The organism is Pedobacter miscanthi (assembly GCF_003315595.1).
GTDB classification, from domain to species: domain Bacteria; phylum Bacteroidota; class Bacteroidia; order Sphingobacteriales; family Sphingobacteriaceae; genus Pedobacter; species Pedobacter miscanthi.
Genome location: NZ_QNQU01000007.1, coordinates 232,289 through 247,006, shown reverse-complemented (window position 1 = coordinate 247,006; position 14,718 = coordinate 232,289). Strand labels below are relative to the sequence as shown.

Sequence of the window (14,718 nt, the reverse complement as noted above, 5' to 3'; positions counted from 1 at the left end):
CGTTTTTACGATAACTGCTGATTTTATTTTGTTTGAAAATAATAGATTTGAAGGATGGGTGGTTAATTCCATCATCCATTTTCCATCTTACATTATTTCAATTCCAACACCACTACCGATTGCGCAGGCAGTTCTACTTTAAGCGTATTGCCGGCTTTTTTTGCACCTGTAAATTTCGAATTGTGCACTTTGTTTGGATCGTTAAAACTATTGATATTGGTAAGTTTGGCTGAGGTTAAAATCTGTCCGCTTACGGAGTTCCATTTCAAGCCATCCAAAACCGTATTCAAAGAAATTTTTCTGTTCGGATCTAAATTTACCAGTGAAATGTGGACCGCGCCTGTGCTATCCTGCGAAGCGGAAACGTTTAGTGCAGGGATTTTTTGGTCGCCCACAGTATAATCAGGACTGGTAAATGCAATTGGTAAATATTTTGCATTCTGATGCACTTTGTACAAATCGAAAACATGGTAAGTGGGAGTGAGCACCATTTTATCTTTCTCGGTTAGGATAAGTGCCTGCAATACATTTACTGTTTGTGCCAGGTTGGCCATTTTAACACGGTCTGAATGGTTGTTAAAAATATTTAAAGTTGTTCCGGCGATTAAAGCATCGCGTAAACTATTTTGCTGGTATAAGAAACCAGGATTTATTCCCGGCTCTACATCTGTCCAGATTCCCCATTCATCAACCACTAAAGCCACCTTTTTTTTAGGGTCGTATTTATCCATTATTGCGCTGTGTTTGGTAACCAGTTCTTCCATGTGAAGGCAGTTTTTCATGGTCGAAAAGTACTGTGCCTCATCAAATTTGGTTGCCGATCCTTTTTTGCCCCAGTTTCCGGTTGGGATAGTATAATAATGGAGGGTTAAGCCCCACATCTGGTTCCCGATGTTTTTCATGCAGGTTTCTGTCCAGTTATAATCATCAGAATTTGCGCCACTGGCAATTCTTTTAAGTGGTGCGCTCGGATAATTGCGGGCATAAGTGGCGTATCTGCGGTAAAGATCAGAATAGTAGGCAGGCGTCATGTTGCCACCACAGCCCCAGCTCTCGTTGCCAACGCCCCAGAAAGAAACTTTCCAGGGTTTTTCCCTTCCGTTCTGGCTGCGGATTGCCGTCATCGGGCTTACGCCATCAAAGTTGAGGTATTCTACCCATTTGGCCATTTCTTCAACCGTTCCACTGCCTACATTACCTGCAATATATGGTTCGCAATCAAGCATCTGGCAGAGATCCAGAAACTCATGTGTACCAAAGCTATTGTCTTCGGTTACGCCGCCCCAATTGGTATTCACCATTTTCGGACGCTGGTTTCTTGGCCCGATACCATCTCTCCAATGGTATTCATCCGCAAAACAACCACCTGGCCAGCGGAGGTTAGGTACTTTTATTTTCTTTAAGGCATCCACAATATCCAAACGGATCCTCCCTTTGTTGGGAATGGTAGAATTTTCGCCTACCCAAAAACCATCGTAAATACACCGGCCCAAATGCTCCGAAAAATGACCGTAAATATGCCTGCTTACGATTTGATCGCCGGCGGGTTTAATGGTTAACTGTGTTTCGTTTTGTGCCTGCGTAAAAATAGCGCAGCACAGCATTGTGGCAGAGAAGAGTAGTTTTTTGATCATAAGGCTTAATATTTGGTAGGTTCTTACTATAAAAGTAAAATTTTATCAAATAATAAACGTCTTTTTAACAATTATTTTTTGTTGGTTTGCTGGTGGTTAATTGTGGATGACGAATTGTTTAATTGCTACATTGTTAATGGTCAATTGCCAACTGAAAATTGTTGTGAAAAGTTCAGTGGTGATTGGTTCCCTCAAGTTAACCTCATTTCGAGGAATAATTTATTGGCATAAAGATCAATGTAAAATGGCAGAGAATTTTTCGCACATTTGGTCCCGCGAAAAGTCGTCATTGCGAGAAGGCTTTTTCAGCCGACGAAGCAATCTTAAAACGATCGCTATCTAGCGAACGCATTAGGATTGCTTCGTGCCTCGCAATGACGACTTTACTTATTAAAGCCTATCGATGTAACGGAGTGCAACAATCGAACCGAGACGATGGCACCTCTATCAAAACCGGTTTACTTTTCTAAAGTTTAAAATCGATACACCTAGTAAAATTGTTGTAAACACAAATATCGACAGCAGATTAACCCTAACCGATATCGCCTGTTGAGGAACATACTTTTCGAGTTTGTAGTTTTGGATATCGGTAGTGCTAACACCCTGCTCCTGAAAAATAGCGGGATAAAAATGTAACCTGATCTGCTCATGGTATTTCCGGACTGCTTCCTGAAAACCCAGATGATTATCGAGATCGGATCCGGCCAGTTTATTTATTCCCAGTTGGGTTTGTATGGTAGGGAAAAGCAAAGCTATAAGGTGCGTAAAATCCTGTCGGGATTCGAGTTTATGTTTAATGGCCATTCTGCTCTCCAATGCCTGATCGTCGCCCATTTGCTGCATGGCATAATACCAGAACCAGCTAAAAGTTTTTTCCTGTGGAAAAGGATATTTTTTAAGTTGGGGATAGTGCTCAAAAAATGGTTTCATGGTCACTTCTTTTGCCATATCCCATTTTTCGTGGTAGCCCTCGCGTTGGTTGATCACATTTTGTAAAGCTTCTGGTATAGGGTATTTCCGGCTAAGAAAAAGATTAAGCGAGGCTGGGATTACAACGCAGATGAGTACCCAAACAGCTATGAGAGCAGACGCATTAAAGTTCGACGATTTGTTAAGCGAAATGAAGAAGAACGATAATGCAAACCAGAAAGATAGGTAGAGGATTGTTAAGGTGAATACCGATAAAAACGTAAAATCGACTGGCAGTGCTAAATATAATTTTGCCACAATAAATAAAACTATGGTTACTGTTACAATTACAAGCAACCTGATTAAAAACTTTCGTCTGACGATGGCAAAAGATTTTTCTGTTTGCGCTTTGAGCAATGACCATACACCACTTTCCTGCTGTTCGGAGAGCAGGTTGTAGGTAAAGGCAATGATCACCAGTGGAAAAAGGAAGATGAACACAAAACTAAGGTCCATATTGCCCATGAGTAAACTTACGGGGTTATTGATATCGGTATCGTAAAGCTGACCTTCTAAACCCAGCATAGTTACCGAAATGAGGTAAGGGTTAACATCGCGCTGTCCGTTGGCAAACGCCGCCCATTGATTAGGGCTGTTGGCCAGCGAAAACTTGTTGTGGTAAAACAGCAGGCCAATATCTTTACCGAAATGATCGATATTGTTAAGGGTGTTTTTCTTTTGCAGTACAGCTGCTTTTTCGATCACTGCCTGTTGCCTGGCGATAAAAGTTTTACCGAAGTATAAACCGGCAAAACCTGTGATGAGCAATACAAAAATGCCGATCCATGAGGAACGGTTACGGAAAAAGAGCTTAAATTCGAGGTGATATATACTTTGTTTCATGTTACGATATCGTTTTAATCCATCTGCTGGCATATTGGAGGAATATGATTATGGCCAGGAGCCAGCACGTTATTGTACTTAAAGCCAGTAATCCATTTGCGATTACAGCATCCAGCTTTTGGAACCGGTAATTGAAATCGGACTGTTCTGCCCAGTTTTTCCCGCTGATGGCCAGGGGCTTTTCTTCTTCGCCGGGTGCAATATTGCTGATTTTCTCGATCTGCAGTTTGTTCATCTTCTGGGCAAGCTGGTAACGATAAACTTCTGCCTGGTTCTGAAAATCGATATAGGTATTAAAATCAGATGCAGTTAAGGCCATGGAAATATTTTTAAGCGCCAGATAAGGATTGATGAAACCGGTTAACGTGGTGATGCTGTTCTGTTTTTCGAAGGTTTTATTCAGCTCTTTTTGATGATCGCTGTAAATTTTAGCCGTAATTTTTTCTCCTTCGGCCATGATGTAGCCTCCATAGTTAAAGGGAAGCTTTTTAACATCATCAACCTGATAAGTTTTAAGCAACGAATCCTTTATCGCTGCGTAATGAGGATCATCAGGGGTGTGGCTGTCTCCCTGTTTATGGATATCACTGGCAATGGCATCCGCAAATTCTACTTTGGATGGCGCTGGATGTATTTTTACACCAATGGCCTGGCTTATCCTGGGCATAATAATGATGAAAAATATCCAGCAGGCCAATAAGGTGATTAGTGATGATTTCGAACTTTTTGCAAAAGCAGAAATCAGAACGGTAATGGCCGAAACAATAAAAAAATAAACCGAATAACTCAAAATCAGCACCAATAAGCGGAAACTGGAGTCGCTGCTGATGTGCCAGTTACTCAACGATGCCCACAATAGGATTGTGAGCAGGATAAGTGGAATAAATATGGATAAACAAACACTGATGATGCCCAGCGTTTTGCCCCAGAGTAGTTGTTTCCAGCTTACATTTTGGCACAAAAGTATTTTTAAAGTGCCCGATTCGCGTTCGGCTGAAATGCTGTTATAACCGAGGAAAAAAATCAATAAGGGCACAAGTACCTGAAGTACCATAGCCACACTGATTTCGCCAAAACGGAGCATGCCGTTTGAAAAACCCGCTTCGCTAAAATTAACAGTATTCTGTTTGTGTGCTTCTAAAAAGATGGATACCCCTGCAAAACTTTCGATTCCGAAATCGAAAAAACTCAGTTCGTGTTTTTCGCGGAAAGCGAGGTAGCCATAATGCGCCATCCGGTGCGGATGTTTATCCGGCTTTGCCAGCCACTGCTTACGCACCAGCTCTTTATAATGAAGGCGCTGGTTATTCTGCGTTTTAAAATTCTGCCAGCCTATATAGGTAGCCAAACAGAGCGATAAACCCAGTAAAATGGTTAAAGCCAGGGTGGCCTTGTTGTTAAAGGTAGCTTTAAAAGTCTGTTTGGCAATCGTATTTACAGTATTCAACATTATATTCTATACGTTACGTTAAACATTACATTTCTTGGTGTGCCTGGGAAAAGACGAAGGTAGTTTTGGGCACCAACCCAATAGGTTTTGTTCAGGATATTGTTCACATTTACGGCTAACTGAACTTTGGCACCTGCAGGCGAATAGTAAAGTGCGGCATCAACGAGGGTATAAGCAGGAAGCACAAAATCCCTGATGTATAAAGGAAGTTTGGTACCACTATATTGCAGGCCCGCACCAAAACCGATTCCCTTTAGTTTTTCCGATTCAAAATTATAGCGTGTCCATAAACTGGCGCTGTGTTTTGGGGTATTCTGCACCCTTTCGCCAATTAGCGCGGGATTAAAATCATCTTTAATAATGGCATCAACATAACTGTAACCAGCATTAAACTGCCAGTTCGGTCTTATAAAACCCGAAGCCTCTAACTCTGCACCACGACTGCGTTGAGCACCGCGCTCGATCAAACGGTTTACGTCCAGAGGATCGTTTGCATTCATCAACAAATTTTTCTGGTTAATCTCGAAAATGGAAACATTTACCACCAGGTTTTTATTCATCCATTCTGATTTGGCACCGATTTCTTTTAAATCGCTTTCCAGCGGTTTAAAGTTGGTACCTGCGGGAGGAGGAACAATTACCAGTGTAGAAGTATTACCCTGCGGCTGGTAACCCTGTAAATAAGTGCCATAAAGATTGATATTTGGGTTAATGGCATAGGTAAGCCCGATTCTTGGTAATAGTTTGTGCTGGTAGATCTTTCTTTCGGTAGCCAGTTGGTAATTGCTGTAATCTTCGTACCATTCCTGTCTTAAACCCAATGTTAAAGTAACTTTATCATATTTGATCTGATCTTGCAGGTATGCTGCATTTACCAGGTTATAAGCAGGTGGGATTTCTGTTTTGGTAAAAACGTAATCGCTTAAATTTTTAATGGTGTAACTCGGATTGGCCAGGTTAAAATGTTCTACATTGGGTACCGGGGCATTTACACCGTTAACTATTTTAAACTGATAGAGGTCTTTTTTGGTCGGATCGTATCTCGCTGCGATAGTACCATCTTTTAAACGGTAGCCCTGTGCCGAATTTTCGCCGCCGCCACGGAGTTTTTGTGTATTGATCCTGTCGTACCCAACAACAATTTTATGGTTCAGGCTAAGAGTATTGGCATTGATACTAAAATAGGTGCTCAGGTTATCGGTACGCCATTTTTGCTGACGCTGAACGGCACGCATGGCGGCCAGGGTAGGGATGGGCTGGTTATTTTCGTCAACTCCAAAGGCGTTGGTTGTACGGTGCTCCAAAAGGTCTTCTGTCCAGTTTTGTTTCATATAGGCCACATTAAAAACAATACTTTTGTTTAGGCTATGCGAAAAATTGGTCATCAGCATTAAATCCTGACTGTTAAAACGGTCGTTGCTGGCACCCATATTAAAACTGATTGGCGTGCTTTTTAAATCGGTTTGTCCGGCAATAGCTCCAAAAATAGCCTGACCGCGATCGAGCCTCGAATTGCTGTTGTTCATCACTACTTCCACATTCAAACTTGTACGCTCGTTCGGGATGTAAGAAAATGAAGGAGCAATGATATAACCTTTTCTGTATTGCAAATCCCTGAAACTTTTGCTGTCTTCGTAACCGAGATTAAGTCGGTAAAGCAATGTTTTTTCGGTATTTAAAGGTCCTGTAAAATCCAGTGCACCCCGAACAGTGCTGAAACTTCCTGCCGACAGACTGATCTCTTTACGGTTTTCGGTTAATGGTTTTTTGGTTACCAGGTTAATGCTTCCGCCCGGATCAACGCTCGAGAATGTGGCACTGGCCGGACCTTTTATTACTTCGATACGCTCGAGGTTATTGGTTAAGGGCTGGTTAAAATAATATTGCCGGGTACGCATACCGTTAATAATGGCACCTTCTTCGTTCTGGTTAATCCCCCTGATGGAAAATTGATTGTAATAACTGCTTTGCGATACACTGGTTACATTTTTAACCGCATCGGCCAGTACTGCGGCCTGCCTGTCGGCAATCAGTTCTTTTGAAACAGAAGAAATGGCCTGCGGAATATCCTTGTTTAAAATAGCCGTTTTAGTGGCCGAGAAAGAATAATTGCCATAATATTTTTTGCCATTGGTGCCAATTACCTCAACCGTTTGTAACTCTTCGTTAGTAATTTGCAATACAACGGTTTCAAGATTTAAGTCACTGGTGTTCATGTTATAAACCCGGCTATAGCTGCCGTATCCGATGGCGCTGATGTTAAGCGTATAATTGGCCGTTTTCGGTAAAATAAGTGAGAAATTTCCGAGCGAATCGCTGCTGGTATTTAACTGATCTTTACCGCTCTTAAATTTAATGGTGGCTTTGTAGATGGGCTCATTTTTTGCATCCGTTACCTTTCCTTTTACTTTGATTTGCGCTGAGGCGATCATACTAAACAAACTGAAGAACAACAGGAAACTTAGTTTACGGAAAATAATGATGCCTTTATATGTTAGATTCATGAAATGAATTTGATTTTAAATGGTTTGTAAGTATAATTCCTGAAGATCAGCAGCCGTAATATCACTGGCCTTTAAGGTGTGGATGAGTTCGCCCTGTTTCATAATACCAATGTGCGAACCCACATTTACCGCGTTAAAAATATCGTGCGTAGCCATTAAGATCGATTTGCCCTCTGCAGCCAGTTGTTTAACCAGTTGGGTAAATTCGGCTGTAGCTTTTGGGTCCAGTCCGCTTGTAGGCTCGTCCATTAAAATAATACTGGCATTTTTGGCCAGTGCAATGGCGATCCCCACTTTCTGGCGCATTCCCTTACTAAAACCTGACAAATGTTTTTGGTGGGCAGTTTCCTGTAAGCCACAGCGGTTTAAAAAGCCGGTCAAACTTTGATTATCGTAGTTAAAACCTGCCAGTTTAGAAAAGTAATCCAGGTTTTCGAGGGCCGAAAGGTTACCATAAAGCATCACCACTTCGGGGATGTAAGCCAGGTGTTTACGGCGTTCATCATCATGAGATGCGATTTCTTTGTTGTTGATCAGGATTTTCCCCTCGCTGGGTTCAATAAAACCTAAAAATAAATTAATGGTGGTAGTTTTTCCCGCACCGTTCTGGCCGAGCAGGCAGAATACCTCGCCAGGGTTAACGGTTAAATTAAGCTGGTTTAAAGCCTGGTAAGATTGATAACTTTTGGATAATGAAATGGCTTGAAGCATAAATATAAGCTTATAGGCGCATACCAAACTTGGTTGCGCATGAACAAGAAAGAATTTGTTGAAAAATGAAATGAAATGGACTTGAATTAAGCCTCTAAACCCGGCGGACCTTTATTGGTGCACGACAACAGGTAAGCAGAAGTATGCTTCAGTTGGTAAATGCAAGATCTGATCAATGGCTGATCTATCGGTAATCCAGGAAGAGTAGGTGAGGGCAAATCGAAAAAATGCGAGCGGTGTTTTACCACTTCACAGAGTTTACATTTGAGTTTCGCCGAACTTAACTGCTGATGCGAAAAACCGGATTTCTGTTTGCCATAACTTGCTTTTTCAGCATGATGGTGCAAACTTTCGATTAATGAAGCATTTAAAAATACCGCCAATAGCATAAACGCCCATAAACGGGCTAAAACCTGATTGCGATATCTGTAAACTTGATGATTCAATGCAACAAAGTTACATTTAAAAATTGAAAAACAAAGTTTGTTAGTTTATTAGGAATTGGTAAGGTTAATTGTTGCATTGCTAAATTGTTGTGAAAAGTTCATTGGTCATTGGTTCATTGCTATGGTTAATTGTTTAAATCGGTTAACTGACGCCAAACGCTAGCCGCCAAACGCCAAACTAAAATCTTACCTTTAAACTTTAAAATCATCCGTTTTGAACGCTAAAGAAATCCTCAAATCGCACATCTTAAAAACAGCTCAGTTAACCGACGAGCAGTTCGATTATTTATTTTCGCATTTTAAGCCACTTTCATTTAAAAAAGGGCAGGCCATTATCAGCGAAGGGGATAAGGTTGAAAACGAATATTTTGTGGTTTCGGGCTGCTTGAAGGCTTTTTTTATCAACGATGAGATTAAAATGTATATCCTGCAGTTTGCTATGCCCACTTGGTGGACTTCTGATTATGGCGCACTTTACAACCATACCCGTGCCACCATCAGTGTAGATTGTATCAGCGATGCCGAAGTGTTATGCCTTTCGAACGATGACCGCGAAAAACTTTGCCGCGAGATCCATCAGGTAGAACATTTTTTCCGCTGGAGAACAAACAGGGGTTATCTGGCATCGCAAAAACGCTTGTTATCTTTTATGAACAATGATACAAAGGCCCGTTACGAAGAACTTTTGGCACTTTATCCACAATTGTATAATCTGGTACCGAAACATTTAATTGCCGCTTATCTGGGTGTTTCGAGAGAAACCCTGAGCAGACTTTATAACGCTCAAAAATAGCCCCTGCAGAATGTGATGTAGATCACCTAAGCGCTGTAAATTTCCTCCTTTACTTTGTGTTGTCAAATCACTAACGATTGGCAGAACAAAAAAATGGAAACTACAAAATTTGAAATTTTAAGCGCTCAAAGTAATATCAACTGGACCGGTAAAAAAGTAACCGGAGCACATAACGGAACCATAGCGGTTAAATCTGGCTCGTTAACCTTAAATGATGGTAAACTTAACAGTGGAAAGTTTATCATCGATACCACTTCTATCATCATCCTTGATGTTACCGACCCGGCAACAAATGCACAGTTTGCCGGACATTTATTCTCTGAAGATTTTTTCGCAACAGAACAATTTCCCCAAGCTACTTTTAGCATCACAGCCGTTGATGAAACCAGCGAAGGAAGTACCTTGATTACCGGCGATCTGACGATTAAAGGCATTACGCATCCGGTAACTTTTGCAGCAGATGTGGCAGTTGACGAAAATAAGTTAACAGCTTCTGGTAAAATCTTCGTCGACCGTACCAAATACAACATGAAATTCAGATCCGGTAACTTTTTCACCAACCTGGGCGATACGTTGATCTATAACGAATTTGAGCTCGACGTAAATCTAACTGCATCGTTAACCATTTAAGCTAAACATTATGCCATACGTAAAAATTGAGTTAACCCGCGAAGGCGTTAGCCGCGAACAGAAACAAACATTAATTAGCGGAATTACAAACCTGATTACCGAAGTGCTGGATAAAGATCCAAAACTAACCCACATCGTGATCCAGGAAATAGAACTGGATGATTGGGGATATGCCGGCGAACAGGTATCGGTATTACGCGAAAAAGGGATAACAGCAAATAAACAACAATAAAAATCATGAAAACATTAACAGCCATTATAACAGGCGGATCTACAGGGATCGGCCGCGCCATTGCCGCTTTATTTTTAAAAAAAGGATACAATGTAGTGATCAACTCGGCAAATGAACAAAACCTTATTGCAACTTTTAACGAATTAGGGCCCCACCAACAACTGGCAATGGTAGCTGGCGATATCAGCAAAGCCAGCACCGGAAAACTTTTGGTAGAAACCGCAATCGAACGCTTTGGTTCGGTAGATGTGTTGGTAAACAATGCCGGTATTTTCGCTTCAAAGCCATTTTTAGAGGTAGATGAAGCGCATCTCGATCAATTTTTGAATATCAATTTAAAAGGTACTTTTTTTACCAGTCAGGCAGCCATAACACAAATGCTGAAACAGGATGGCGGCGCAATCATCAACATCGGAACGGTATTGGTAGACCATGCCATAGGTGGTTTTCCGGCAACCGCACCAATTTCGAGTAAAGGAGGTATACATGCCTTAACCAAACAGCTGGCAGCAGAATTTGGCAAAAAGAATATCCGTGTTAATGGTATTGCCCCAGGAATTATCAGAAGCCCGTTGCAGGAAAAAAATGGCATTAGCGATGCTGATGCATTGGCCGGCTTACACCTTTTGAACCGTATTGGCGAAACACATGATGTTGCCGAACTGGCACTTTATCTGGCCGAAAGCAACTTTGTAACCGGCGAATTTATCAATCTCGATGGAGGCCATATGGCTGGTCACCATATTGGATAAAAATTACAGTAACTATAAACCAGGTATGCAGTAGAAAAGATTTTCTGCGCATACCTTAACCATTAAAACCATGAAAAATTATAAAGAACAGTCAAATGCAATTGCAGCCGTATTATCATCTTATTTTGAAGGTGTTTACAACGGAGATACCACCCTGCTCAGAAAAATATTCCACCCTAAAAGCCTTGTGGTTGGAGATGTGAACGGTTTGGCCTATTTTAAAACACTTGAAGAATATCTGGATGGTGTGGCCAATCGCAAAAGTCCTAAAGAATTGGACCAAACTTTTAAAATGGAAATATTATCGATAGAAATTATCAATTCTATTGCAATTGCCAAAGTTCATCTGCCTATTTTTGATTTTAATTATTACGATCTTTTAGCTTTAAATCAGACCGAACAGGGTTGGATAATTGTAAACAAGTTATTAACGAACGTTAAAATTTATTAAGATGTGGAATAGAACCAGAATAACCGAACTGCTTAAAATCGAATACCCCATTTTGTTAGGACCAATGGGAGGTGGGTTTTCTACGCCCGATCTTTTAGCGGCGGTATCAAACGCCGGCGGATTAGGAAGTATTGGTGCCTATACCTTAACACCCAAAGAAATTATCGCAACAGATAAAATAGTAAGATCGAAAACAGATAAACCTTACAACATCAACCTTTGGGTAAATGATGTAGACGAAAGTCTGGTCAATTATCCTGCTGCAAAGCTTGCCGAAATAAAAAGTAGGTTTAAACCTTTTTTCGACGAATTAGGTGTTCCTTTACCAGATCTGGACAGCAATATTCCTTCAAAATTTTTAAACCAGGTAGAAGTACTATTTGAGTTGAAACCAGCCGTTTTCAGTTTTATTTTTGGTATTCCTTCGAAAGAAATCCTCAATGAAGCACGAAAACTGGGTATAAAAATGGTTGGGGCGGCAACCACATTAGATGAAGCTTTAGCACTGGAAGAAGCAAAAGTTGATGCCATTGTAGCTACAGGATTTGAGGCCGGAGGGCACCGTCCATCGTTCCTTAAACCAGCTGATGAATCGTTGAATGGCACTTTTGCATTAATCCAGCAGGTTAAAGCGAAAATTAAAACGCCTGTTATTGCGGCAGGTGGCATCGTTGATGCGAAAGGCATACGTGCAGCCCTGGCTTTGGGGGCTGATGCTGTGCAGCTGGGAACCGCTTTTATGGTTACCAACGAATGTAACGCTACGCCAATGCATAAGGCAAGACTGCTTTCGGGCGAAGTAACCAATACTGTATTATCCAAATCGCTAACCGGCAGAATGGGCAGGATGGTGCCCAACCGGATATCGAAAGCGGTAAATTATGGAACGGAAGTATTACCTTTCCCACTGCAAACACGTTTAATGAGCCCTTTAAGAACAGCAGCAATAGCGCAGGGCAGAAGTGACATGTACAATTTATGGTCCGGACAGAACACAATGAATTTAAAATATACTTCGGCAAAGGAGCTGATGGAAGCATTGATTGAAGGAATGGAATAGGTCATTGGTTCATTTGGTTCTTGTCCATTGATTATTGGTAATTGATCATTGTTCCTTTGGTTCAACGCATTGGCAGCTTCCTATCAAATGCCAACTTTGTTCAATAAAGCTTATCTTTGGCGCAAAAGTTGTTTATGCCCAAATATCCCCTTCCAAAAAACGAGACTGCCCGCCTCAATTCGCTACAACATTATAATTTGATGGATAGCGGAGCGGATAAGGAATTTGATGCTATTGCAACTATCGCCTCGGTGATTTGCGGAATACCGATTTCGCTGATCACGTTTATAGATGAAAACAGGCAATGGTTTAAATCACATATTGGAACTGATTTTACCGAAAATTTGAGAGAATTATCGTTTTGTACTCATGCGATTGCTTCGGGTGAAGAAATTATGGTGGTTCCTGATGCTACCAAAGATCTTCGGTTTGCAGATAATCCAATGGTTACCGGACCAACCAAACTGGTGTTTTATGCCGGCGTACCCTTAATAAACGAGGAGGGACATGCTTTGGGTACCATTTGTGTTTTGGATCAGAAAATACACGAGCTTTCCGAAGAACAAACTGCAGCGCTTAAATCTCTGGCAAAACAGGTGGTTGATAAGATTGAACTTAAAAGAAAGATAACACACCTTGAAACCGCCAACCGCGAACTTTTGAGTTCTAATGTGCTGATCCAGAAATTTGCATCTATGGCTGCCCATGATATTAAAAATCCGTTAACCAGCATTCTGTTAACCTCACAACTGTTAAGGGCAGATACAGAAAAAAGCGGTAACGAAAGGTCGTTAAAGCTCATTGATGTTAATATTTCTTCTACAAAGACACTCCTTTCACTTGTGGATGAAATGCTCGACTATTCTAAATCGCCTGGTTTATTGATTGCGAGAAAACAAAAGATAAAAGTTAATGGTCTTTTCGAAAGGATGCGCAATCTTTTGGCGTTACCGGAAGGATTTAGCCTTGATTTTCATTGCGAATTAACAGAAATCAATCATTCTTCCATAGCGATTGAGCAAATACTTTTGAATTTATTAAGCAATGCCATCCGTTATAACGATAAGGATAAAGGAGAAGTAAGCGTTACGCTTGGCGAAGAAGAAAATTTTTATATTCTCGAAGTCTGTGATAACGGAGTTGGTATAGCTGAAGAGCACCACGACCAGATATTCGATACGAATTTTACCCTGAACCGCGCCGATCGTTTTGATAACGTGGGCACGGGGATTGGCCTTTCTACAGTAAAAGATCTGGTAGCCACACTTAATGGTACTATAAAGCTGAGTTCGATACCGGGATCTGGTTCAACGTTTTTAATCCGGCTGAAAAAATAATATTGGAAAAGGCTTACTTATATGGTTAATCGGTAACTGAGGCCAAATTGATAGACTTATTGTTGCCCTGCATAAGTCATCCTGAGCGGAGTCGAAGGATTTCCAGACCACTTTATTCAGTTGAGATGACGCCCCTTTTTTTAACTCTTCGACTTCAGACTTCAGACTCCGGACTCAAAACTACCTCGCTCTCACATTATCTCCTGCCAACTTAATCGTTTCAGTAACCCTTGCAATTCTGGTTTCGACGCGTTTTGCTTCAGAAATCCATTTTAAAATTGCTTTTTTGACCGATTTCGGGAATTTTTCCCAATAACTAAACGCGATTGCATTTTTATCAAACTCTTTTTTCAGGTCAACCGGAACAACCAGATTTTCAACATCATTTAAGGCATCCCACATACCATTGGCTTTGGCTATTTCGATGATTTTCAGTCCGGCAGGATGCATCAGGCCTTTTTCGATCATCGTTAAAGCCTTGTTTTTGTTAATGGCGCTCCAATTGCTTTTTGCCTTTCTTTTAGAGAATAACTGATAACGGCTGTTTTCATCGCGTTTTACCGTTAAACTGTCTATCCAACCGAAACAGAGCGCTTCATCAACCGCATTGCTGTGTGGAAGGCTGCTGGCCGATGCATCTTTTTTGTAGATGATGAGCCAGACAGATATTTCTTTTTCATGGTTTTTTTCAAGCCACTGGCGCCAATGCAACTGTGTTTCGGCATAAAAAGCAGCAATACCGTTTTTCGATTCTTCCATAAAAATGATCAGCAATTATTTTCCTTCTTATCTAATACTTCAAGATACTGTTTGTTGTGTATAATTCCCAAATAATCAGTACAATAAAAGGTGATTTTTTAGCATTTTAACTTCGATTAAGATGTTAATTTTACAGAAAGCTAAAAT

General features: G+C 40.9%; 14 protein-coding genes. 7 read left to right on the top strand and 7 right to left on the bottom strand.

Going from position 1 to position 14,718, the window contains the following annotated elements; all coding sequences use genetic code 11:
* Window positions 1-92: 92 nt before the first annotated feature.
* From DRW42_RS10265 to DRW42_RS10240, 6 genes are all read right to left on the bottom strand, one after another.
* Window positions 93-1,634, bottom strand: a complete 1,542-nt coding sequence (locus DRW42_RS10265; RefSeq protein ID WP_113948728.1) for an alpha-N-arabinofuranosidase — start codon at window positions 1,632-1,634, stop codon at window positions 93-95.
* 447 nt (window positions 1,635-2,081) lie between these two features.
* Window positions 2,082-3,446 (bottom strand): DUF3526 domain-containing protein, encoded by a 1,365-nt coding sequence (locus DRW42_RS10260; protein ID WP_158544318.1) that lies wholly within the window; start codon window positions 3,444-3,446, stop codon window positions 2,082-2,084.
* Window position 3,447: 1 nt separating this feature from the next.
* Window positions 3,448-4,896 (bottom strand): ABC transporter permease, encoded by a 1,449-nt coding sequence (locus tag DRW42_RS10255; RefSeq protein WP_113948726.1) that lies wholly within the window; start codon window positions 4,894-4,896, stop codon window positions 3,448-3,450.
* Window positions 4,896-7,400: a TonB-dependent siderophore receptor gene (locus tag DRW42_RS10250; RefSeq protein ID WP_208643538.1), complete on the bottom strand. Its 2,505-nt coding sequence runs from the start codon at window positions 7,398-7,400 to the stop codon at window positions 4,896-4,898. The genes DRW42_RS10255 and DRW42_RS10250 overlap by 1 nt, the downstream gene beginning before the upstream one ends.
* Before the next feature lie 15 nt (window positions 7,401-7,415).
* Window positions 7,416-8,111, bottom strand: coding sequence for an ABC transporter ATP-binding protein (locus DRW42_RS10245; RefSeq protein WP_113948725.1), 696 nt, complete (start codon window positions 8,109-8,111; stop codon window positions 7,416-7,418).
* An 86-nt stretch (window positions 8,112-8,197) separates the two neighbouring features.
* Window positions 8,198-8,557: a hypothetical protein gene (locus DRW42_RS10240; RefSeq protein ID WP_147243717.1), complete on the bottom strand. Its 360-nt coding sequence runs from the start codon at window positions 8,555-8,557 to the stop codon at window positions 8,198-8,200.
* A 214-nt stretch (window positions 8,558-8,771) separates the two neighbouring features.
* On the opposite strand from DRW42_RS10240, the gene DRW42_RS10235 reads away from it, so the two are divergent.
* The 7 genes from DRW42_RS10235 to DRW42_RS10205 all read left to right on the top strand — a co-directional run bounded on the left by DRW42_RS10235 (window position 8,772) and on the right by DRW42_RS10205 (window position 13,812).
* Entirely contained in the window at window positions 8,772-9,350 is a 579-nt protein-coding gene (locus DRW42_RS10235) for a Crp/Fnr family transcriptional regulator (RefSeq protein ID WP_113948723.1), read from the top strand.
* A gap of 93 nt (window positions 9,351-9,443) precedes the next feature.
* Window positions 9,444-9,980: a YceI family protein gene (locus tag DRW42_RS10230; RefSeq protein ID WP_113948722.1), complete on the top strand. Its 537-nt coding sequence runs from the start codon at window positions 9,444-9,446 to the stop codon at window positions 9,978-9,980.
* Window positions 9,981-9,990: 10 nt separating this feature from the next.
* The gene (locus tag DRW42_RS10225) at window positions 9,991-10,212 is read left to right on the top strand and encodes a tautomerase family protein (protein WP_113948721.1); all 222 of its coding nucleotides are present in this window, start codon (window positions 9,991-9,993) and stop codon (window positions 10,210-10,212) included.
* 5 nt (window positions 10,213-10,217) lie between these two features.
* Window positions 10,218-10,964, top strand: coding sequence for an SDR family NAD(P)-dependent oxidoreductase (locus DRW42_RS10220; RefSeq protein WP_113948720.1), 747 nt, complete (start codon window positions 10,218-10,220; stop codon window positions 10,962-10,964).
* A gap of 70 nt (window positions 10,965-11,034) precedes the next feature.
* A complete protein-coding gene (locus DRW42_RS10215) occupies window positions 11,035-11,415 on the top strand; it encodes a nuclear transport factor 2 family protein (RefSeq protein ID WP_113948719.1) in 381 nt (126 codons plus the stop codon).
* 1 nt (window position 11,416) lies between these two features.
* Window positions 11,417-12,475, top strand: a complete 1,059-nt coding sequence (locus tag DRW42_RS10210; RefSeq protein ID WP_113948718.1) for an NAD(P)H-dependent flavin oxidoreductase — start codon at window positions 11,417-11,419, stop codon at window positions 12,473-12,475.
* Window positions 12,476-12,609: 134 nt separating this feature from the next.
* Window positions 12,610-13,812: a GAF domain-containing sensor histidine kinase gene (locus tag DRW42_RS10205; RefSeq protein ID WP_113948717.1), complete on the top strand. Its 1,203-nt coding sequence runs from the start codon at window positions 12,610-12,612 to the stop codon at window positions 13,810-13,812.
* Between the two features lie 180 nt (window positions 13,813-13,992).
* On the opposite strand, the gene DRW42_RS10200 is transcribed toward DRW42_RS10205, so the two are convergent.
* Window positions 13,993-14,571 (bottom strand): YdeI/OmpD-associated family protein, encoded by a 579-nt coding sequence (locus DRW42_RS10200; protein WP_113948716.1) that lies wholly within the window; start codon window positions 14,569-14,571, stop codon window positions 13,993-13,995.
* Window positions 14,572-14,718: the final 147 nt, after the last annotated feature.